This is a genomic window from Acidovorax sp. KNOB132 (assembly GCF_057541515.1).
The window spans coordinates 1-20,324 of record NZ_BAAJYT010000057.1; the positions used below are offsets into that span (position 1 = coordinate 1).

19 protein-coding genes are annotated in these 20,324 nt (G+C 69.6%); 14 read left to right on the top strand and 5 right to left on the bottom strand.

The genetic code is table 11. The features are described from left to right. The 6 genes from AC27IO_RS10425 to AC27IO_RS10450 all read left to right on the top strand — a co-directional run. The coding region (locus AC27IO_RS10425) for a carboxylesterase family protein (protein ID WP_498738889.1) at positions 1–808 on the top strand (808 nt) is incomplete at its 5' end. Between the two features lie 91 nt (positions 809–899). Further along, complete coding sequence (locus AC27IO_RS10430) at positions 900–1,661, top strand: GntR family transcriptional regulator (RefSeq protein WP_284397649.1); 762 nt, start codon at positions 900–902, stop codon at positions 1,659–1,661. After that, positions 1,658–2,467, top strand: coding sequence for a transporter substrate-binding domain-containing protein (locus AC27IO_RS10435; RefSeq protein ID WP_498738891.1), 810 nt, complete (start codon positions 1,658–1,660; stop codon positions 2,465–2,467). The genes AC27IO_RS10430 and AC27IO_RS10435 overlap by 4 nt, the downstream gene beginning before the upstream one ends. Positions 2,468–2,518: 51 nt before the next feature. Beyond that, a complete protein-coding gene (locus tag AC27IO_RS10440; protein ID WP_487114952.1) occupies positions 2,519–3,181 on the top strand; it encodes an amino acid ABC transporter permease in 663 nt (220 codons plus the stop codon). A gap of 33 nt (positions 3,182–3,214) precedes the next feature. Further along, a complete protein-coding gene (locus AC27IO_RS10445; protein ID WP_272566202.1) occupies positions 3,215–3,865 on the top strand; it encodes an amino acid ABC transporter permease in 651 nt (216 codons plus the stop codon). Beyond that, complete coding sequence (locus tag AC27IO_RS10450; RefSeq protein WP_498738894.1) at positions 3,852–4,652, top strand: amino acid ABC transporter ATP-binding protein; 801 nt, start codon at positions 3,852–3,854, stop codon at positions 4,650–4,652. Before AC27IO_RS10445 ends, AC27IO_RS10450 begins: the two co-directional genes overlap by 14 nt. A 136-nt stretch (positions 4,653–4,788) precedes the next feature. Here AC27IO_RS10450 and AC27IO_RS10455 read toward each other — a convergent pair whose 3' ends face one another. Beyond that, on the bottom strand, positions 4,789–5,169 hold the full coding sequence (locus AC27IO_RS10455; protein ID WP_284430441.1) for an EF-hand domain-containing protein: 381 nt from the start codon (positions 5,167–5,169) through the stop codon (positions 4,789–4,791). 167 nt (positions 5,170–5,336) lie between these two features. On the opposite strand from AC27IO_RS10455, the gene AC27IO_RS10460 reads away from it, so the two are divergent. The 5 genes from AC27IO_RS10460 to AC27IO_RS10480 all read left to right on the top strand — a co-directional run bounded on the left by AC27IO_RS10460 (position 5,337) and on the right by AC27IO_RS10480 (position 10,791). Further along, on the top strand, positions 5,337–5,909 hold the full coding sequence (locus AC27IO_RS10460; RefSeq protein WP_498738896.1) for a cob(I)yrinic acid a,c-diamide adenosyltransferase: 573 nt from the start codon (positions 5,337–5,339) through the stop codon (positions 5,907–5,909). 89 nt (positions 5,910–5,998) lie between these two features. Beyond that, positions 5,999–6,889 carry a LysR family transcriptional regulator gene (locus AC27IO_RS10465; RefSeq protein WP_498738898.1) on the top strand — a complete coding sequence of 297 codons (891 nt, stop codon included), beginning with the start codon at positions 5,999–6,001 and terminating at the stop codon, positions 6,887–6,889. Between the two features lie 258 nt (positions 6,890–7,147). Beyond that, on the top strand, positions 7,148–7,627 hold the full coding sequence (locus AC27IO_RS10470) for a (2Fe-2S)-binding protein (RefSeq protein ID WP_498738900.1): 480 nt from the start codon (positions 7,148–7,150) through the stop codon (positions 7,625–7,627). A gap of 1 nt (position 7,628) precedes the next feature. Continuing rightward, positions 7,629–9,803 (top strand): xanthine dehydrogenase family protein molybdopterin-binding subunit, encoded by a 2,175-nt coding sequence (locus AC27IO_RS10475; protein WP_498738902.1) that lies wholly within the window; start codon positions 7,629–7,631, stop codon positions 9,801–9,803. A 7-nt stretch (positions 9,804–9,810) separates the two neighbouring features. After that, on the top strand, positions 9,811–10,791 hold the full coding sequence (locus tag AC27IO_RS10480; RefSeq protein ID WP_498738904.1) for an XdhC family protein: 981 nt from the start codon (positions 9,811–9,813) through the stop codon (positions 10,789–10,791). A gap of 81 nt (positions 10,792–10,872) precedes the next feature. Here the strand turns inward: AC27IO_RS10480 and AC27IO_RS10485 are convergent, their stop codons facing one another. Further along, complete coding sequence (locus tag AC27IO_RS10485) at positions 10,873–11,295, bottom strand: hotdog fold thioesterase (protein ID WP_284430440.1); 423 nt, start codon at positions 11,293–11,295, stop codon at positions 10,873–10,875. Between the two features lie 95 nt (positions 11,296–11,390). Continuing rightward, positions 11,391–12,908 carry a succinyl-CoA:acetate CoA-transferase ScpC gene (scpC, locus tag AC27IO_RS10490; RefSeq protein WP_284430439.1) on the bottom strand — a complete coding sequence of 506 codons (1,518 nt, stop codon included), beginning with the start codon at positions 12,906–12,908 and terminating at the stop codon, positions 11,391–11,393. 166 nt (positions 12,909–13,074) lie between these two features. On the opposite strand from scpC, the gene AC27IO_RS10495 reads away from it, so the two are divergent. Beyond that, a complete protein-coding gene (locus tag AC27IO_RS10495) occupies positions 13,075–13,803 on the top strand; it encodes a TFIIB-type zinc ribbon-containing protein (RefSeq protein ID WP_284430438.1) in 729 nt (242 codons plus the stop codon). A 37-nt stretch (positions 13,804–13,840) separates the two neighbouring features. Here the strand turns inward: AC27IO_RS10495 and AC27IO_RS10500 are convergent, their stop codons facing one another. Next, a complete protein-coding gene (locus tag AC27IO_RS10500) occupies positions 13,841–15,127 on the bottom strand; it encodes a solute carrier family 23 protein (RefSeq protein ID WP_284430437.1) in 1,287 nt (428 codons plus the stop codon). 273 nt (positions 15,128–15,400) lie between these two features. Here AC27IO_RS10500 and AC27IO_RS10505 point away from each other — a divergent pair, with 273 nt between their 5' ends. Next, the gene (locus AC27IO_RS10505) at positions 15,401–16,756 is read left to right on the top strand and encodes an AsmA family protein (RefSeq protein ID WP_498738908.1); all 1,356 of its coding nucleotides are present in this window, start codon (positions 15,401–15,403) and stop codon (positions 16,754–16,756) included. Positions 16,757–16,910: 154 nt separating this feature from the next. After that, positions 16,911–19,511 carry an ATP-binding protein gene (locus AC27IO_RS10510; RefSeq protein WP_498738910.1) on the top strand — a complete coding sequence of 867 codons (2,601 nt, stop codon included), beginning with the start codon at positions 16,911–16,913 and terminating at the stop codon, positions 19,509–19,511. Positions 19,512–19,538: 27 nt separating this feature from the next. On the opposite strand, the gene AC27IO_RS10515 is transcribed toward AC27IO_RS10510, so the two are convergent. Further along, positions 19,539–20,324 (bottom strand): hypothetical protein (locus AC27IO_RS10515; protein WP_498738912.1); only part of this gene is annotated, 786 nt, incomplete at its 5' end.

A 20,324-nucleotide genomic window follows, 5' to 3' on the forward strand; every position in this document is an offset into this window, starting at 1 on the left:
GGCGCAACTGCTGGGCGTGGCCCCCACGCTCGCGGCGCTGGGCGCGGCGCCGCCGGCGGACGTGCTGTTCGCCGTGCACCGGCTGGCCGAGGACGCGGCCCTGCGCGACCAGCACGGCATCAGCCGCCGCAACGTGTTCCCGCTGCGCCCGGTGATCGACGGTCAGGTGCTCGCCCAGGCGCCGCTGGCAGCGCTGCAGCGCCAATGGTCCGATCCGTCGCGGCCGCCGCTGCAGGTGCTGGTGGGCAGCAATGCCGAGGAGATGCGCCTGTACCACGTGCCGGGTGGCGCCATCGACCGCGTGACCGATGAACAGGTCACGGCCTTCATGCGGGACACGGGCCTGCCGCCCGCGGCGCGCCAGGCCTATGCGGCCCTGCCCGCGTGCGACGGTGGCGCCCATGCCGGCGAGATGCTGTGCGCCATGCAGTCCGACTACTACTACCGCGTGCCGGCGCGCCGCATCGCGGCCCTGGCCGTCGCGAACCGGCTGCCGGTGCACCGGTACGAGCTGGAATGGCGCTCGCCGCAGTGCAGCGGGCAACTGGGCGCCGCGCACGGGGTGGACCTGCCGTTCGTCTTCGACCGCCTGGCCACGTCCACCGGGCGCGAGTTGACCGGCGATGCCCCGCCGCAGCCGCTGGCCGATGCCATGCACGGTGCGTGGGCGGACTTCGTGGTGCAGGGCGACCCCGGCTGGCCGGAGCACGGCCCCGGAACGCCCTGGATGCAGTTCTTCGACGACCTGGGCTGGTGCGGTCCGGCGCCGGCCTCCGCCACGCTGGACGCGTGGGACGGCGTGCTTTGAACTGACCGGATCCGGGGCGGCCCGCCAGTCGCCAAACTGGTGCATCTGGCTTGTATACCAGTTGGCACGGAACCTGCGTAGTTCCGTGGCAATGACCAGCGCCACCGAAATCAGCAACCGCATCATCGAAGCCGTGATGGCCCAGAAGCTCGCCCCCGGCGCGCGCCTGGGGGAGCAGCAACTCGCCATGCTGTTCGACTGCAGCCGCACCATCGTGCGCGAGGCGCTCACGCGGCTGTCCACGCGCGGCATCGTCACCGTCAGCGCGCGCCGTGGCTGGTACGTGATCGAGCCCTCCGAGGACGAAGCGCGCGAGGCCTTCGAGGCGCGCCGCGTCATCGAACTGGGCCTGCTGCACCAGCTGAAGACGGTGGACAAGGCAGCGGTGCGCAAGCTGCGCGCCCACCTGCAGCGCGAGAAGGCGGCCCTGGCGGGCAGCGACGTGGGCGCGCGCAGCTTCCTGCTGGGCGACTTCCACGTGTGCCTGGCCGAGTGCCTGGGCAACGGCCTGCTGGCCGACACGCTGCGCGACTTCACCGCGCGCACCACGCTCATCGCCATGCTGTACCAGTCGTCGCACGACGCGGCGCAATCGTGCGAAGACCACGTGCGCATCGTCGAGGCACTGGAGGCGGGCGACATCGCCCGCGCCGAATCGCTGATGGCCGAGCACATCGGCTCGGTGCAGTCCGCCCTGCGGCTGCAGGCCAGCGCCGATCCGCTCGAACACCTGCGCAGCGCGCTGGCGCCCGTGCGCGCCGGCGCCGCCAGTGGCCCGGCCGCCCCTTCCGCTTCCCCTTCCCCCGCCGCGTCCCCAGGCGACGCATCCACCTACCTAGGAGCCTTGCTATGACCTTCGCCACCCGCTTTCTCTCCCGCCGCCTGGCCCTGGGCCTCATGGCCGCCGTCGGCCTCGTGTGCGCCGTGGCGCCTGCACAGGCGCAGACCGCGCTGGACGACATCCTGAAGTCCAAGACCATCAAGATCGCCATCCCCACCGACTACCCGCCCTACGGCTTCGTCGGCACCGACCTCAAGCCCCAGGGCCTGGACATCGACATGGCCGAGCTCATCGCCGCCAAGCTGGGCGTGAAGGTGGAACTGGTCGCCGTCACCAGCGCCAACCGCATCGCCTACCTGCAGACCAAGAAGGCCGACCTCGTCATCTCCACGCTGGGCAAGAACCCCGAGCGCGAGAAGGTCATCGACTTCACCTCGGCCTATGCGCCCTTCTACCAGGCCGTGTTCGGGCCCAAGTCCCTCACGGCCAAGGCCTGGAGCGACCTGGCCGGCAAGAGCGTGGCGGTCACGCGCGGCGCCATGGAAGACCAGGAACTCGCCAAGGTCGCCCCGCCCAGCATCGACGTGAAGCGCTTCGAGGACAACAACGCCACCATCGCCGCCTTCGTGGCCGGCCAGACGCAGTTCGTGGCCACCAGCGCCTCGGTGGCGGGCAACATGATGCAGAAGAACCCGCAGCTGCAGGCCGAATACAAGCTGCTGCTCAAGGACAGCCCGTGCTTCATCGGCCTGCCCAAGGGCGAGGCCGCGCTGATGGCCAAGGTCAATGAAATCATCGCCGGCGCCAAGAAGAGCGGCGAGTTGGACACCATGGCCAAGAAGTGGCTGGGCCGCCCCGCCGGCGACCTGCCGGTCTGAGCCCCTTCGCGCCGCCCGCATCCCCTGACCCGTTGACCTGATCGGCTGCCCATGCGCATCGAGTTCGACTTCATGGCCGTGCTGTCGCAGTGGCCGCTGCTGGCCACGGGCGTGGCCTGGACCCTGGCCCTCACGGCCGTGGCGACCGTGGTGGGCATGGCGGTGGGCATCGCCTGCGCCTGGGCACGGTCCCAGGGGCCGGCGGCGCTGCGCTGGCCCGTGGCGGCCTATGTGGAACTGGTCCGCAACACGCCCTTCATCGTGCAGCTGTTCTTCATCTTCTTCGGGCTGCCCGCGGCGGGCCTGAAGCTCTCGCCGGAGGCGGCCTCGTTCATCGCCATGGTGATGAACCTGGGCGCGTACTCGACCGAGATCGTCCGCGCCGGCATCCAGGCCACGCCGCGCGGCCAGATCGAGGCGGCGGTGAGCCTGGCGCTGTCGCGGGTGCAGGTCTTCACGCGCGTGGTGCTGCCGCCCGCGCTCAAGAAGGTGTGGCCGGCCATGGTGAGCCAGATCGTCATCGTGATGCTGGGCTCGGCCGTGTGCAGCCAGATCTCGGTGCAGGACCTGAGCTACGCCGCCAATCTGATCCAGAGCCGCAACTTCCGCGCGTTCGAATCGTTCATCGTGGCCACGGGCATCTACCTCGTGCTCTCGATCGCGCTGCGCCGGCTGCTGCACTGGGCCGGACCGCGCTTTCTCTTCGGCCGCTGAGCCAAGGCCCCAGCAATTTTCTAGGAACGCGAGATGGTCGACTTCACCTTCTGGGACATCCTGCGCAACCTGCTGCTGGCCGCGCGCTGGACCGTCGTGCTTTCGCTGATCGCCTTCGTCGGCGGCGGCCTGGTGGGCGGGCTGCTGCTCGTGGCCCGGCTCACCGGCGGCCGCGTGGCCGAGCGTGCCGTGGGCGTTTACGTGCAGGTCTTCCAGGGCACGCCGCTGCTGATGCAGCTGTTCCTGTCGTACTTCGGCCTGGCGCTGCTCGGGCTCAACGTGTCGGCCTGGACCTCGGCCGCCGTGGCGCTCACGCTCTACACCAGCGCCTTCCTGGTGGAGATCTGGCGCGGCTGCGTGGCCGCCGTGCCCAAGGGCCAGTGGGAGGCCTCGGGCAGCCTGGCCCTGTCGTTCGGCGAGCAGATGCGCCACGTGATCCTGCCGCAGGCCGTGCGCATCGCCACGGCGCCCACGGTGGGCTTTCTGGTGCAGGTGGTCAAGGGCACGGCGCTGGCCTCGGTGATCGGCTTCGTGGAGCTGACCAAGGCCGGGGGAATGATCGCCAACACCACCTTCAAGCCGTTCGCCGTCTTCGCCTGCGTGGCGCTCGTCTATTTCGCGCTGTGCTTTCCCGTGAGCCTGTATGCGCAACACCTCGAAAGGAAGTTCCATGGCCGCCGCTGAAACCCTGGCCGACGCGCCCGCCGTGGCGCCTGCCGTGTCCGCACCGCCGGGCCGCCCCATCGTGCAGGTCACCGCGCTGCGCAAGTCCTACGGCACCAACGAGGTGCTCAAAGGCATCGACCTCACGGTGCAGCCTGGCGAGGTGATCGCCATCATCGGCAAGAGCGGCTCGGGCAAGAGCACGCTGCTGCGCTGCATCAACGGCCTGGAAACCTTCCAGGACGGCGCGCTCACGGTGGACGGCAAGCCGCTGCTGCACGACAGCGCCATGGCCATGCGCGAGCTGCGCCAGCGCGTGGGCATGATCTTCCAGAACTTCAATCTCTTTCCGCACCTCTCGGTGGGCCGCAACGTCATGCTGGCGCCCACGCTGGTCAAGCAGCGCTCGAAAAAGGACGCGGCCGCACAGGCGGCCCGGCTGCTGCAGCGCGTGGGCCTGGGTGAGAAATTCGACGCCATGCCCGACCAGCTGTCGGGCGGGCAGCAGCAGCGCGTGGCCATCGCCCGCGCGCTGGCCATGGAGCCGGCCGTGCTCCTGTGCGACGAGATCACCTCGGCCCTCGACCCCGAACTGGTGGGCGAGGTGCTGCGCGTCGTGGAGTCGCTGGCCCGCGAGGGCATGACCCTGCTGATGGTCACGCACGAAATGGCCTTCGCCCGCAAGGTGAGCAACCGCGTGATCTTCATGCACCAGGGCCGCGTGCACGAGATGGGCCCGCCGCAGGATCTGTTCGGCAACCCGCAGACGCCGGAACTGCGGCAGTTCCTGTCGTCCCTCAAGGATTGAGCCGCCCTCGCCGGCAGCCCCCCCCAATGGCGGCGGGCCGTCCGTGCCCGCGCACGCATCAAGGCCCGCATGCCTCCTCAGCATGCGGGCCCGTCGGGGTGGAGTGGAGTTCGTGTGGTAGTTGCTCCGGGCGGCGTCAGGAGTGGGCGCCGGCCTCGAATTCCGAGCGCGACAGGGCACCGTTATGGTCCTTGTCGAGCTCCTTGAAACGGTTGCCGATGGCGGGCAGGCGAGCGGCCTCTGCCAGGGTCAGCTGTCCGTTCTTGTCGCTGTCAACGCGATCGAATGCGCTGGAAGTTTGTGCGGCGGGCTGCGAGCCGCCGAAGGTGGCGCCCTTGGCGCCGGAATGCAGGCCCATGGAGGTGCCCGACGCGGTCTGGGGAGGTTGGTTGGACGGGGAGGTGAGGGTCGGGGAAGGTGTTTGTGCATGCACTGCGGCACCTCCCAGGGTGATCGCCGCGAACAGCATCACACTGCGGCTGTCGAAAGGAAGGGTGCGTCGTTGCTGAGCTGCCATGGGTTCACGCTCCGTGAAAGTTGAACAGGATTGCATTGCACCGCAACCTGCGGTGCCCGGCCAGTGATTTTGCCCGCTGTTGCCCTGATACACATTTGCCTGCCGGTTGTAACGCACAATGCCCGCGGCCGCCTCCAGCGCGGCTTGCAACGCACAAGGAGCAGCCCATGGGCAACCGACTGACACAGATCGCCACGCGCACCGGAGACGACGGCACCACGGGCCTGGGCGACAACACCCGCGTCTCCAAGGACAGCCCGCGCCCGCATGCCATGGGCGATGTGGACGAACTCAATTCGCACATCGGCCTGCTGCTGTGCGAGCCGTTGCCGGCCGAGGTGCGCACGCTGCTGTCGGACGTGCAGCACCAGCTGTTCAATCTGGGCGGCGAGCTGTCCATCCCCGGCTTCGAACTGCTCAAGGACGAGGCGCTCGCGCAGCTCGACGAAGCCCTGGCCACCCACAATGCGGCGCTGCCGCGGCTGGCCGAATTCATCCTGCCCGCCGGCACGCGCGCCGCGGCGCAGGCGCATGTTTGCCGCACGGTTGCCCGGCGTGCCGAGCGCTCGGTGGTGGCCCTGGGCGCGGCAGAGCCGGTGCGCGATGCGCCGCGGCGCTACCTCAACCGGCTGTCGGACCTGATGTTCGTGCTGGCGCGCGTGCTCAACCGCCTGGATGGCGGCGACGATGTGTACTGGAAGAGCGAGCGCATGGCGCGTGGGGAGCCCGGCGCTTCCTGACGATTTGGCTGCGGTCGGCGAAAGCCCTGGCGCCGCCCCGGCCGATGCATTCGAGCGGCCGGCATTTCCAGGCACACCGCCCCCGATCCATGCGCGAAAATTTCCAAGACCTTCTCTACTTCATCGCGATTGCCAAGGACCGCAGCTTCACCCGCGCCGCGGCCAAGCTGAACATCTCGCAGTCCGCGCTGAGCCACGCCATTCGCGGGCTGGAAACGCGCATGGGCGTGCGGCTTCTCACACGCACCACCCGCAGCGTTGCACCGACCGAAGCCGGCGAGCAACTGCTGCGCACGATCGCGCCCCGGTTCGAAGAAATCGAAGCCGAGATGAAGGCGGTCGGTGAGCTGCGCGACAAGCCGGCGGGAACCATCCGGATCACCGCCATCGACTTCGCGATCGATAAATACATCTGGCCCCGAGTCGCGCCACTGCTCACGCAGTACCCGGACCTGCGGGTGGAGATGATCGTGGACTACGGCCTGTCCAACATCGTGGCGGACCGTTTCGACATCGGTGTGAGGCACGGCGACCAGGTTGAAAAGGACATGGTGGCCGCGCGCATCACTCCCGACGTCAAGATGTGCATCGTCGGTCACCCGGCTTATCTCAAGGGGCGCACGGCTCCCAGGACGCCGCAGGACCTGCTATCGCACCACTGCATCACGCTGCGGCTCACATCCAGCGGGGGCATCTATGCCTGGGAGCTGCAAAAGGGCAAGCGCCAGATCCAGGCGCGTGTCGATGGCCGGTCCACGTTCAACGGGGTGTACCAGATGATCAATGCAGCGCTCTCGGGCGCCGGCCTGGCTTTTGTGCCCGTCGAGTTGGCGCAGGCCCACATCGAGCGGGGTGAACTGGTCAGCGTGATGGAGGACTGGTGCCCCCTATTTCCCGGCTTGCATGCGTACTACCCCAGCCGCCGGGCTTCGTCGCGTGCGCTCTCGGTCGTCATCGACGCCATTCGCCACCGCGCCTGACGGGAATGCGGGCACCATTGATGAGCTGAGTTCATAGGCTCCGTGAGTGCCGGGCCCTTTATCTTGAAGGCGCTCCTTCGTAGATTCTCCCCGTCATCAAAGGGCGGTCGTTTTCGGATCAGGGCTTGGCGAGCGCGCGTTCGCGGCGAGCATCCGATCTCTTGCCATGCGGCTTGCATGCTGCTCTTTTCATGGCCTTCGCAGCCAGTCACCATCGCGGTGATGCGCACCGACCCGTGTTTTTCCAAGTGAGATCCGATGAGCTATTCCCTTCAAGTGAATGGGCAACCACGAACCGCCGATGTCGATGGGGACACGCCTTTGCTGTGGGTCGTCAGGGACGTGCTGCACATGAGCGGCACCAAATTCGGCTGTGGCATGGGCCTTTGCGGTGCGTGCACCGTGCATGTGGAGGGCGAAGCCATCCGCTCCTGCATCACGCCGGTCGAGAGCGTGGCTGGCAAGCAGATCACCACGATCGAGGCCGTGGGCGCCACGCCCGTCGGCAAGGCGGTGCAGGCGGCCTGGCTCGATCTGGACGTCGTGCAGTGCGGGTACTGCCAGTCGGGCCAGATCATGTCGGCCTGTGCGCTGCTCCGATCCAACCCCCAACCATCGGATGAAGAGATCACCGCCGGCATGGCGGGCAACCTCTGCCGCTGCGGAACCTACGTGCGCATTCACCAGGCGGTGAAGCAGGCGGCCAGCGCCATCGGCCAGAACCCCAAGGGAGCTTGAGATGATCGATGCCACCTTTGCGCAAGGCACTGAACCGGCCGGCCTCAGCCGCCGCGCGCTGCTGAAAGCCACCGCCGCCGGCGGTGTGATGATGCTGACCGTGCCCCTGGCATCGGCCAAAGGCAAACTGGCAGGCGTTGCTGCCGCTGAACTGAATGCCATCGTCCGCATCGGCCCGGGTCACAGCGTGACGCTCGTCATGCCGCGCGTCGAGATGGGGCAGGGCACCTACACCGCCTTGCCGATCCTCGTGGCGGAAGAACTGGAGATCGATCCCGCGTTGATCCAGCTCGAACATGCCCCGGCCAATGAAAAGCGCTACACGAACCCGCTCATTGGTGGCCAGGTCACCGGTGGTTCCACTTCGGTGGCCGCCTCCTGGAGGCCGCTGCGCGAGGCCGGCGCTGCCGCCAGAACCATGCTTGTCCAGGCCGCCGCAGGCGCCTGGAAAGTCCCGGTGCACACCTGCCGCGCCGAGAACGGCCAGGTCGTCCACTCGCCCACCGGCCGCCGCCTGGCGTATGCCGCGCTGGCCGAGCGCGCTGCATCCTTGCCCGTGCCCAAAGCGGTGCAACTGAAAGACACCAAGAACTTCCGGCTCATCGGCAACCACCAGCGCCGCCTCGATGCGCCGGCCAAGGTCGATGGCAGCGCCAAGTTCGGCATCGATGCCCAGTTGCCCGGCATGCTCGTCGCGGCCGTGGCCGCCAGCCCGTTCTTCGGCGGCTCGGTGAAGTCGGTGGACGAGAAAGCCGCGCGGGCTGTGCGCGGCGTCAAGCAGGTGGTCAATCTGGGGGATGTGGTCGCGGTTCTTGCGGACCACACCGGTGCGGCCAAAAAAGGATTGGCCGCTGCCGCCATCGTCTGGAACGAAGGCCCCGCAGCGGGCTATTCGACGGCCACCATGGTGGCGGAACTCGCCGAGGCGTCGAAGCGGGACGGCGGCACGGCGCGCAAGGAAGGAGACGTGGTGGCGGCCCGCAGCGCGGCCGGCGCCCGCACGGTGGAAGCCATCTATCAGCAACCGCTTTTGGCGCATGCGGCCATGGAGCCGATGAACTGCACGGTGCAGCTCAAGCCCGGGCAGTGCGACATCTGGACGGGCACCCAGGTGCCGGTGCGCGCGCAAACCGCCGCTGCCCAGGCCGCGGGCCTGAAGCCGGAGCAGGTCCACATCCACAACCAGCTGCTGGGCGGCGGTTTCGGGCGGCGGCTCGACGCGGACATCGTGACCCAGGCCGTGCGCATCGCAAAGCAGGCCCAGGTGCCGGTCAAGGTGATCTGGAGCCGGGAAGAGGACATCCAGCACGACGTTTATCGCCCCTACCACTACAACCGCGTGAGCGCGAGCCTCGACAGGGACGGCTACCCCACCAGCTGGCACCACCGCGTGACAGGCTCGTCCATCATGGCGCGGTTTGCGCCGGCCGCGTACAAGAACGATGTGGATGTCGATGCCATTCGCGATGCCGCGGGGCCCTACAACTTTCCCACTGTGCTTGTGCAGTACGTTCGGCAGGAGCCGCCCGCGGGCCTGGTGACCGGGTGGTGGCGCGGCGTGGGCCACATGCAGAACGCCTTTCCGGTCGAGTGCTTTCTGGACGAGCTGGCGCACACCGCCGGCAAGGACCCGATCGAATACCGGCTTCGCATGCTGGAGAAGCACCCGCGCGCCGTGCAGGTGCTGCGCACTTTGGCCGAACGCGCCCAGTGGAGCCGGCCCCTGCCGAAGGGGCAAGGCAAGGGCCTTGCGCTGACCCATGCGTTCGGCACCTACGCCGCGCAGGTGATCGAGGTCGCGGTGGATGCCGACGGCACCGTCCGGCCGCTTCGCGTCGTCACGGTGGTCGATTGCGGCACGGTGGTTACGCCGGGCACTGTGGAGGCGCAGGTGCAGGGCGGTAACGTGTTCGGCCTCACGGCCGTGCTGTTCGGCAACATCTCGATCCAGAACGGGCGCGTGGAGCAGTCCAATTTCCACGACTACCGCCTGATGCGGATGAACGAGATGCCGGTGATGGAAACGCATATTCTTCCCAGCACCGAGGCGCCCACCGGGATCGGCGAGGTCTCCACGGTGCTGGTGACGCCGGCCCTGCTGAACGCAGTGGCCGCTGCGACCGGCCAGCGGGTCCGCACGCTGCCCATGGATGCCGAAAAACTCCGCACGGCTTGACGTGACCATGGCCATTGCCGCAGAGCGCGCCGCCCAGCCTGCGGTGGCCCCGATGGGCGCACCCGACTTGCAGGTGCTGCGCGCCGCGAGCGAATGGCTGGCGCAGGGCCGCGAAGTCTGGCTGGCCACCGTGCTTGCGACCTATGGATCGGCGCCGCGTCCGGTGGGGTCCATGGCCGTGCTCAACGACCGAGGCGAAGTGGTCGGTGCCGTCTCTGGCGGATGCGTGGAAGACGATCTCACGGATTGGCTGCGCAGGGATGCTGCGGCCTGCACCCAGGGGCAGGCCGTCACGTATGGCGTTGACGCGCAGGAGCGCGCCCGCCTGCGGTTGCCGTGCAACGGCCAACTGCGCGTGTGGCTGGAGCCCCTCCAGGCCGCCCTGGTGCAGCCGCTGCTGCACCGTGTGGCGCAAGGGGCCTTGGTGGCCCGGACCATCGACCTCTCCACCGGGCAATGGACGCTGGCCGATCCCCACGGGGCGACCAAGGCCTGCGGATCGGCCACCACGTTCCAGCATGTGCTCGGCCCGACGCACCGCCTGGTCCTCATCGGCGCCAGCGACGTCTCGCGCTACCTCGCTCCCATCGCCATGACGCTGGGCTTCAGCGTGGAGGTGATCGACCCGCGCGCCGAATACCTCGCGACCTGGCCCCATCCTGGCTGCCGCCTTTGGTCGGAGATGCCCGACGATGCGCTGGCCCTGCAGCCGCCCGACGAGCGCACCGCAGTCGTCGCCCTGAGCCACGATCCCAAGCTGGATGACCTGGCGCTGATGGAGGCATTGAAGGGCCCCTCGCTCTATGTTGGGGCGATGGGGTCCCGGGCAACCACCATCGCGCGCAAGGCCCGCCTGGCGCTGTTCGATGTGTCCGAGGTCGAACAGGCCAGACTCCACGGCCCGGTCGGCATGGACATCGGCGCGCGCACCCCGCCCGAGATCGCCATCGCGATCGCCGCAGACCTCGTGCAGGCCCTGCGCGGCTGAGGCCATGGCCGCGTCAGCCGTCCATGGGCGGCAGTCCGTGCAGCGCTGCACGCGCTTCTTTTCGGGGTGGCTTGCGCCCTTTCAGCGCGGCGCCAGCATGGCGATCGTCAGGCGCGACACGCAGGTCAGCTCGCCTTCGTCGTTGACCATGTCGATCTGCCATACCTGCGTGGTGCGGCCGATGTGCACGGGCCTGGCGGTGCCGGTCACCCAGCCGCTGCGGGCCGAGCGCAGGTGGTTGGCGTTGATGTCCAGGCCCACGGCATGCCAGCCCTCGGGCGAGGCGTACACCGCGCCCACGGAGCCGAGTGTTTCGGCCAGCACCACGCTCACGCCCCCGTGCAGCAGCCCGAAGGGCTGCTTGGTGCGCGCATCGACGGGCACGCGGGCGCGCAGGAAATCTTCGCCGATCTCGGTGAACTCGATGCCGAGGTGGGACACGGCGGTGCCTTCGTTGCCGGCTTGCACGGTGGGCAGGTCGATGGGGCGCTTCCAGATGGGCATGGGGACTCCTTGCGTTGGTGGGTGGGGCCCGCCCGCCGCGGGCGGCCGGGAAAGTGGCCCGGATTATCCGGCGCCCTGGCCGCGGCAGGAGTCGCTCAGGCGCGCATGGTCCCCGTGCGCACGTAGCGCTCGTGCCAGGACAGCGCCTCGCCCAGCAGGTGGGGCGTGTGGCGGCCGCAGCCGCTGGCCTCGGCGCGGGCCACGTAGTCGCGCAGCGCGGGGCGGAAGTCCGGGTGCGCGCAACGCTCGATCACCACGCGCGAACGCTGCGAGGGCGAGAGCCCGCGCAGGTCGGCCAGGCCCTGCTCGGTCACGATCACCTGCACGTCGTGCTCGGTATGGTCCACGTGCGAGGCCATGGGCACGATGCACGAGATGGCGCCGCCCTTGGCCAGCGACGGCGTGAGGAACATCGACAGGTAGGCGTTGCGCGCATAGTCGCCCGAGCCGCCGATGCCGTTCATGATGGACGAGCCCATCACGTGCGTGGAGTTCACGTTGCCGTAGATATCGGCCTCGATCATGCCGTTCATCGAGATCAGGCCCAGGCGGCGGATCAGCTCGGGGTGGTTGCTGATCTCCTGGGGGCGCAGAACGATGCGCTCGCGGTAGAAGTCGATGTGGCGGTTGAATTCCTCGGTGGCCGCCGGGCTGAGCGACAGCGCCGTGGCCGAGGCGCTGTCGAGCTTGCCCGAGCGCAGCATGTCCAGCATGCCGTCCTGCAGCACCTCGGTGTAGGCCGTCATGTGGTCGAACGGCCCGGCGTTCAGGCCGGCCAGCACGGCGTTGGCGATGTTGCCCACGCCGGACTGCAGCGGCAGCAGGCCGGGCGGCAGGCGGCCCCGCGCCACCTCGTGCTGCAGGAACTCGATGATGTGGCCGGCGATGCGCTGGGAGGTGTCGTCCGGCGCGGCATAGGCCGAGTTGCGGTCCGGTGCGTGCGTGGCCACCACGGCGACCACCTTGGCCGGGTCGCAGCGCAGGTAGGGCTCGCCGATGCGGTCGGCCGGGCGCACCAGCGGGATCGGCACGCGGTTGGGCGGCAGGTCGGTGCCGTAGTAGATGTCGTGCATGCCCTCCAGGCCCTCGGGCTGCCAGCTGTTGACCTCCAGGATGATGCGGTCCGCCTGGTCCAGCCAGGTCTTGTTGTTGCCCACCGACGACGAGGGGATCAGCCGGCCGTCGGGCAGCACGCCGGCCACCTCGATCACCGCCACGTCCAGCTTGCCCCACAAGCCGAACCACACGTAGGGCGCCACGTGCGACAGGTGGGCGTCCACGTACTGCATCTGGCCGGCATTGATCTGCTGGCGGCAGGTGGGGTCGGACTGGTAGGGCATGCGCATGCTGATGCCCCCCACCTTGGCCAGCGCGCCGTCCAGCTCCGGCGCGGTGGAGGCCCCCGTCCACAGCCCGATGCGAAAGGCCTCGCCGGCCGCGTGCAGCCCTTCGATGCGGCGGGCCAGCGCCGCCGGCACGGCCTTGGGATAGCCCGCGCCGGTGAAGCCGCTCATGCCCACGCGCGCGCCGTCGGGAATCAGCTCGGCGGCCTGTTCGGCCGACAGTGTGCGTTCGCGCAGCAGGGGGTTGAGAACGCGGCTGGGTGGGGTCATGGAAGGGGCTTTCTGCGCAAGGAGGGGCGGCCACAAGGGGCCGCAAAGGCTGCGCGAAATCTTAGCAGCCGCCTGTGTCATGCCTCAGGGTTTACCCGAGCGCCAAAGCGGTCCCGGTCACTTTGGAATGCACCCGCGGCGACCGGCGGTACGATCGATGCCACCCATGTCCACGACATCCCTTTGCCCCTCCTGCCGGCAGCCCGCCGAGTCCCATCGCTTCCGCTCGCACGGCAGCGAGACCATCGAGCTGGACCTGTGTTTCGCCTGCCAGGGCCTGTGGTTCGACCCGCGGGAGAACACGCGCCTGGCCCCGGCCGGGGTGGTGGCGCTGTTCGAGCTGTTGCACCAGCACCGCGGGGATGCGCGCCACCCGGTGGCCCAGCGGCTGCAATGCCCGCACTGCCCGCGCGCGCTGGAGCCCGGCTTCGACGTGGTCAAGGGCGGGCGGTACAAGACCTTCCGCTGCCCCGCGGGGCACGGCCGGTTCAGCACCTTCGGCTCGCTCATGGTGGAAAAGGGGTTCGTGCGGCACCTGTCGGTGGCGGAGATCGACGCGCTGGCCGAGCGCGTGGGCACCATCCAGTGCACCAGTTGCGGCGGCACGGTGGACATCCGCAACGACCACGCCTGCCCCTATTGCCGCTCGGCCCTGTCGCTGCTGGACCCGCAGGCCGTGGACCGGGCATTGGACCGCCACGCCAGCGCGGCGCGGGCCGCACCGGCTGCCGCCGCGCCCGGGCCCTCCGACGTGGCCGATGCGCTGGTGGCCCTGGAGCGCGTGCGTTCGCGCGAGCGGCGCGAGATGGAGCGGGAGCGGCTGACCGGCGCGGGCGAAGGCTTCGATCTGCTGGCCGCGGGGCTGGAACTGGTCTGGACGCTGGTGCGGCGCTGAGGCCGCACCGGCGGCCCGGCGCCCGCTGCGGCAGGGGTCAGCGCCGGCGGTTCAGCAGCGCGTAGAGGCCGATGGCGCCGAAGGTGGCGGTGCCGATGCCGCCCAGCGCGAAGTCGCCGAACTTCAGCGTGAAGTCCCCCGTGCCGATGATGAGCGTGATGGCCGCCACGATGAGGTTCTTGTTGTCCGAGAAGTCCACCCGGTTGTCCACCCAGATCTTGGCGCCGGCCACGGCGATGAGGCCGAACACGACGATGGAGACGCCGCCCATCACCGGCAGCGGAATCGCCTGGATCAGCGCGCCGAACTTCGGGCTAAAGCCCAGCAGCAGCGCGATCAGCCCCGCCACCAGGAACACGGCGGTGGAGTAGATCTTGGTGGCGGCCATCACGCCGATGTTCTCGGCATAGGTGGTCACGCCCGTGCCGCCCGCGCTGCCGCTCACCATGGTGGCGATGCCGTCGCCGATGAAGGCGCGGCCCATGTAGCGGTCCAGGTTCTGGCCCGTCATGGCCGTCACGGCCTTGATGTGGCCCAGGTTCTCGGCCACCAGGATGACGGCCACGGGCGCGATCAGCAGCATGGCCGGGCCGCTGAACACCGGCGCCGTGAATTGCGGCAGGCCCAGCCAGGGGGCGGAGGCCAGGGCCGACAGGTCGATCGGCTTGCCCCAGCCCAGCAGGTTGGTGAACACGGCATAGACCCCGCTGGCGGCGATCAGCCCCAGCAGGATCAGCAGGCGCTGCGCCATGCCCCGCGTGAGCACGGCCACCAGGCCCACGCACACGAAGGTGACCGCCTGCATCCAGCTCTCGAAGTTGTTGGCCGCCATGTTCTTGATGGGAATGCCGGCCAGGTTCAGCCCGATCACCGCCACCACCGCACCGGTCACCACGGGGGGCATGAAACGCTCGATCCAGCCGGTGCCGACGGCCTGCACCAGCGCGCCGATCAGGGTGTAGACCAGGCCGCACGCGACGATGCCGCCCAGCGCCACGGCCATGTTGGCGTTGGGGCCCTGGCCGGCGTAGCCCGATGCGGCCACGACCACGCCGATGAAGGCGAAGCTGGAGCCCAGGTAGCTCGGCACCCGCCCGCCGGTGATGAGAAAGAAGATCAGCGTGCCCAGCCCGCTCATCAGGATGGCCACGTTGGGATCGAACCCCATCAGGATGGGCGCGAGCACCGTGGCGCCGAACATCGCGATCACGTGCTGCACGCCCATCACGGCCGTCTGCCCCCAGGGCAGGCGTTCGTCGGGGGCGACGACGGCGCCCTGGGCGGCGGTGGTCACCCGCCAGCGGGGAAAGTAGGGGGAAGTCACGGGAAGGTCTCCTGAAAGGGTATGGGCACCGCGGCGTGCGGGTGCCATCTGGATGGGGGAACGGCCGGTGGCGCGTGGGCGAGTTTAGGGTCAATGCCCGCCCGTCCCGCCGAGGACCGGGTACCGCGTTTCGGCCCCTGGGCCCACAGCCACGTAGGACAGAGCCGACCTGCCGCAGCCGGCCCCTGCGATAACGTAGCCCTTCGGTACCGCAGCACCGTCCCGCCCCCCCCGCCTGGGCTCTTCATACCCTCTCGAACCTTTCTGACGCACATGCCGCGCCACCGCTTCCGCTGGATTGCCCTGGGCGCCACTGCCGTGGCGATGGCGTGCGCGGGCGCCCTGGCGATCTGGTGGCCGTCCGAGGCCGAGCTGGCCCGCCGCGCGGGCGATGCCGCGACCGAGCGGCTGGGCGTGCCGGTCAAGGTCGGCCAGTTGCACTGGTCGCTGTTTCCTTCGCCGCGCGTGGAGCTGCGCGACGTGCGCACCGAACAGGAGGCCCCCTTGAGCGCCGAGCGCCTGTCGGCCGGCGTGCGCTGGGGCGACCTGCTGCACCGGCGCCTGGCGCTGACCGACCTGCAGCTGGAGAACGCCACCATTCCCCAGGCCTCGCTCTCGGAGTTCCAGGTGCGGCCCACCGATGATGGCGCCGAGTCCTCCCTGCCGTTCACCCTGGCCCCCGTCCCGGTGGAGCGGGCCGACTGGCAGGGCGTGCGCTGGATCGGCCGCAACGGCCGCACGCTCGTCTATGCCGGCAGCGCCGAATTCGACACCGCATGGCGGCCCCGCCAGGCCTGGCTGGAGCGCACCGGCGCACCCGTGCCCACGCGCATGGCCCTCGCACGCGAGGGCACCGAGGACCGCTGGCGGGCCGACGTGTCCGCCGGCGGGCGCACCGAGCAGGGCACCCTGCGCCTGCAGGAGATCAACGGCCGCTACCGCGTCACGGGCGCCATCGACTTCACCGGCGTCGATGTGGAGGGCGTCATGGCCGCCTTCGAGCGCCGCGCCGTGGTGGCCGGCAAGGCCAGCGGCCACACCGACCTGATCGCCGAAGGCGCCGACCCGGCCGAGGCGGTGCAGGCCCTGCACACCCGCACCCGTTTCACCGTGGCTCGCGCCCGCCTGCTCACCTTCGACCTGGAGCGGGCCGTGAAGACCGTGGGCACCCAGCGCGGCGGCACCACGCAGCTCGACAGCCTGGAAGGCGTGGTGCGCACCGAGGCGGACCGCGGCGGCACCATCGTGCGCTACAGCGACCTCAAGGCGACCTCCGGCGTGCTCACGGCCACGGGCGACGCGGTGCTGCAGAACCGGCGGGTGAGCGGCCACGTGGCCGTGGACCTGGTGGATGGCGTGGTGGGCATTCCACTCGAATTCGGCGGCACCATGGACGACACCACGCTGACCCTTCCGCCGGCCGCGCTGGCCGGGGCGGCCGTGGGCACGGCCGTGGCGCCGGGCGTCGGCACGGCCATCGGCGCCCGCATCGGTGAAACCCTGCGCCGCATCTTCGGTGGCGACGAACCGGAGGTGCCGCCCCCCCAAACGCCCGGCTGCGCGCCACTGAGCGCGCCCGGAACCCCGCCACCAGGGCTGGATCTTCTTTTTTCGGTGCGGCATGGATAACCCCATTGAAAATGCCGGTCACCGCAATAAATACTAGGGCATATCGCTATGAATTCAGGAGCAAAACAGCAAGAAGGAGCTTTCGTATGACGGGTCGCAATCCGGCCCCGCCGGGTGTTGGGCGGGTCGCTTTCGATCGATAGGAAACCGTGCCATGTCCAGCGGCATCCCCACCCACCCCCCTTCGTTTCTCGCCTCCGGCGGCGAGATGGCGCAACGCATCGCCCGACATGACTGGGCCGCCACGCCCCTCGGGCCCCTGGCCGCCTGGCCGGCCCCCATGCAATGGGCCATTTCCACCATGCTGCACGCCGCCGTGCCCATGGCCACGCTGTGGGGCGAGTCCGGCGTGCTGCTCTACAACGACGCCTATGCGGCCTTCTCGGGCCAGCGCCATCCCCAGCTCCTGGGCTGCAACATCGGCGATGCCTGGCCCGAGGCGGAGCAGTTCAACCGCCACGTCGTGAAGACCGTCCTGGCCGGCGGCACCCTGAGCTACCGCGACCAGCCCTTCGTACTGAACCTCAACGGGCGTGCCGAGCCGGTGTGGATCAACCTCGACTACTCGCCGTTGCTCGACGGGAGCGGACGCCCCGCGGGCGTGCTCGCGCTGGTGGTGGACACCACCGCCAAGGTCCAGGCCGAGCGCCAGCTCAAGGGCGAGCGCGAACGCTTCGCCCATCTGTTCGAGCAGTCGCCCAGCTTCATGGCCATGCTGGAGGGCCCCGAGCACCGCATCGTGCTGGCCAACCCCGGTTACCTGCGGCTCGTGGGTGATCGGCCGCTGCTGGGCCTGACCGTGGCGCAGGCGCTTCCGGATGCGACCACGCAGGGCTACGTCGAGCTGCTGGACCGGGTCTATGGCAGCGGAGAAGCCCTGACGGCGCATGCCGCCCGCTACGTCCGCCAGGCCGAGCAGGGCGGGCCGGTGCACGAGCTGTACGTGGACTTCGTCTTCCAGCCGATCCGCGATGCCGCGGGCGCGGTGACCGGCATTTTCGTGGAGGGCGTGGACATCACCGAGCGCATGGCGGCCGAGGCGCGGCGCGAGGCGCTGGCACGGTTTTCCGACCAGCTGCGGTCGCTGGACAGCGTGGACGCCGTCTGCCTGGCCGCGGCCGAAACCCTGGGCCGCACCCTGAAGGTCAGCCGCGCGGGCTATGGCGCGGTGGATGCCGCCGCGCAGGCCGTGCACGTGCACCACGACTGGATGGCGCCCGGCTGCGATCCGCTCGCGCCGGTGCTGCACCTGCCCGATTTCGGCGGCTTCCTGGACGACCTGGCGCGCGACGAATCCGTGTGCGTGGCCGACGTGCGCGGCGACGCCCGCACCCGCGATCGGGCCCCGGCGCTGGAGGGCCTGTGCGCCCGCGCCTTCATGAACATGCCGGTGGTGGAGCACGGCCAGCTGGTGGCCATGCTGTTCGCCCACCACGAGCACGTGCGCGAGTGGACGGGCGAGGAGATCGCCTTCATGCGCGAGGTGGCCGCCCGCACGCGCACCGCCGCCGAGCGCGCGCGCACCGAGGCCCAGCTGCGCGAGGTCAACGAGTCGCTGGAGCAGGCGGTGGCACAGCGCACGCACGAGCTGATGGAGGTCGAGGCCAAGTACCGCCAGGCGCAGAAGATGGAGGCCATCGGCCAGCTGACCGGCGGCATCGCGCACGACTTCAACAACCTGCTGGGCGCCATGAGCGCCAGCCTTCAGGTGCTGGAAAAGCGCATCGCGCTGCAGAAGTTCGACAACGCCGAGCGCTACATTGGCATGGCGCAGGCCTCGGTGCGCCGCGCCGCGTCCCTCACCCAGCGCCTGCTGGCCTTCTCGCGCCGCCAGACGCTGGATCCCAAGCCGGTGGACGTCAACCGGCTCATCGGCAGCATCGAGGAGATGGTACGCCGCACGGTGGGCCCGGGCGTGGAGGTGGAGGTCGTCGGCGCGGGGGGGCTGTGGCTCACCCGGGTCGATCCGTCGCAGCTGGAGAACGCCGTGCTCAACCTGTGCATCAACGCGCGCGACGCCATGTCGCCCCACGGCGGGCGGCTGACCATCGAGACCGCCAACAAGTGGCTGGACGACCGCGCCGCCACCGAACGCGAGCTGGCGCCGGGCCAGTACATCTCGGTGTGCGTGACCGATACCGGCGCGGGCATGGCGCCCGATGTGGCCGCGCGCGCGTTCGACCCCTTCTTCACCACCAAGCCCATGGGGCAGGGCACGGGCCTGGGCCTGTCGATGGTGTACGGATTCGTGCGCCAGTCGGGCGGGCAGGTGCGCATCTATTCGGTGCCCGGCGAGGGCACCACCATGTGCCTGTACCTGCCGCGCTACCTGGGCGACGCCGATGCCGAGGTGCCCGAGTTGCCGGCCATCGACGGCCACCGCGGCGAGGGCGAGGTGGTGCTGGTCATCGAGGACGAGTCCATCATCCGCGGGCTCATTGCCGAAGAGCTGGAAAACCTGGGCTACCGGGTCGTCTCGGTGGGCGACGGACCGGCCGGCCTGCACGTGCTGCAGTCCGGGCGCCGCGTGGACCTGCTGCTCACCGACGTGGGGCTGCCCGGCGGCCTGAACGGCCGCCAGGTGGCCGATGCCGCCCGGGTGACGCGCCCCGGCCTCAAGGTGCTGTTCATCACCGGCTACGCCGAGAATGCGGCCGTGGGCAACGGCCTGCTGGAATACGGCATGGAGGTGATCACCAAGCCCTTCGACGTGGGCGCGCTGGCCGCCAAGGTGCGGGAGATGATCGAGCGCTGAACGGCCCGCGCCCCGCGCGCTCTTGTTTCAGGGGCGGACCCGCTGGGTGGCGTGCGTGAAGAACGTGTTGCCGCCCGAGGTCTTGAACTCGCTGAACTCGCGCGACGGCGCTCCCGAGCCGGCGGTGCGCCAGCCGAAGAGCCCGTTCGGGCTGGGGTCGGGCGCAAGGCCCTCCGTCGCCACCTCGAGCGCTGCGTTGTAGAAGGCCGTGTACTGGGCGTTCCAGCGCAGGTTGGTGGCGTCGTTGACGAGTGCCAGCACCCCGTTGATCACCTTTTCCTGGCCGCCGCCCAGCCGGGGATACTGGTCGAATCCCTTGAACTGCACGCCATGGGCGCTGGCGCGCACGATGTCCGTCAGGCTGCGCGCATTGGGAGCGCCGAAGTCCTGCGGCTTGCCCGAAGCGAGCCGGTTGTGGAGCACGCGCCGCATCATGCGCATGCCCTGCTTGGCGTCCTCGATGTCCTTCACGCCGGTGTCGCGCCACGTCTGTGGCGCCGGGGCCTCGGCCAAAAACAGGCGCATCAGCATGCCGGCCTCGGAGGCGGCATCGGGCAGCGACACCGGCTTTCGGATCGTGATGCTGACCAGCGGCGGGGTGATCGTCAGCAGCGGCGCGCCCGCGCCCTGCTGCACCTGGATGGCCAGCTTGGCATTGCCCTCGCGCAGGGCGGTGACCACGAAGGCCCACGAGTCGGCGCGGCTATTGTGGGTGCTGCTCACCTCCAGCAGGTTGGGGATGTCGCTCACGGCGACGAGCTTCTGGCGCTTGTCGATGGCCTCGAGCTTGACGCGCAGCTTGTTGCCCACCAC

Excerpts from the sequence above, each read along its gene's own strand:
- AC27IO_RS10445 (WP_272566202.1), top strand. The coding sequence starts at position 3,215 with ATGGTCGACTTCACCTTCTGGGACATCCTGCGCAACCTGCTGCTGGCC.
- AC27IO_RS10470 (WP_498738900.1), top strand. The coding sequence starts at position 7,148 with ATGAGCTATTCCCTTCAAGTGAATGGGCAACCACGAACCGCCGATGTC.
- AC27IO_RS10430 (WP_284397649.1), top strand. The coding sequence starts at position 900 with ATGACCAGCGCCACCGAAATCAGCAACCGCATCATCGAAGCCGTGATG.
- AC27IO_RS10440 (WP_487114952.1), top strand. The coding sequence starts at position 2,519 with ATGCGCATCGAGTTCGACTTCATGGCCGTGCTGTCGCAGTGGCCGCTG.
- AC27IO_RS10450 (WP_498738894.1), top strand. The coding sequence starts at position 3,852 with ATGGCCGCCGCTGAAACCCTGGCCGACGCGCCCGCCGTGGCGCCTGCC.
- AC27IO_RS10505 (WP_498738908.1), top strand. The coding sequence starts at position 15,401 with ATGCCGCGCCACCGCTTCCGCTGGATTGCCCTGGGCGCCACTGCCGTG.
- AC27IO_RS10495 (WP_284430438.1), top strand. The coding sequence starts at position 13,075 with ATGTCCACGACATCCCTTTGCCCCTCCTGCCGGCAGCCCGCCGAGTCC.
- AC27IO_RS10460 (WP_498738896.1), top strand. The coding sequence starts at position 5,337 with ATGGGCAACCGACTGACACAGATCGCCACGCGCACCGGAGACGACGGC.
- AC27IO_RS10475 (WP_498738902.1), top strand. The coding sequence starts at position 7,629 with ATGATCGATGCCACCTTTGCGCAAGGCACTGAACCGGCCGGCCTCAGC.
- AC27IO_RS10455 (WP_284430441.1), bottom strand. The coding sequence starts at position 5,169 with ATGGCAGCTCAGCAACGACGCACCCTTCCTTTCGACAGCCGCAGTGTG.
- AC27IO_RS10435 (WP_498738891.1), top strand. The coding sequence starts at position 1,658 with ATGACCTTCGCCACCCGCTTTCTCTCCCGCCGCCTGGCCCTGGGCCTC.
- AC27IO_RS10510 (WP_498738910.1), top strand. The coding sequence starts at position 16,911 with ATGTCCAGCGGCATCCCCACCCACCCCCCTTCGTTTCTCGCCTCCGGC.
- AC27IO_RS10465 (WP_498738898.1), top strand. The coding sequence starts at position 5,999 with ATGCGCGAAAATTTCCAAGACCTTCTCTACTTCATCGCGATTGCCAAG.
- AC27IO_RS10480 (WP_498738904.1), top strand. The coding sequence starts at position 9,811 with ATGGCCATTGCCGCAGAGCGCGCCGCCCAGCCTGCGGTGGCCCCGATG.
- AC27IO_RS10485 (WP_284430440.1), bottom strand. The coding sequence starts at position 11,295 with ATGCCCATCTGGAAGCGCCCCATCGACCTGCCCACCGTGCAAGCCGGC.
- scpC (WP_284430439.1), bottom strand. The coding sequence starts at position 12,908 with ATGACCCCACCCAGCCGCGTTCTCAACCCCCTGCTGCGCGAACGCACA.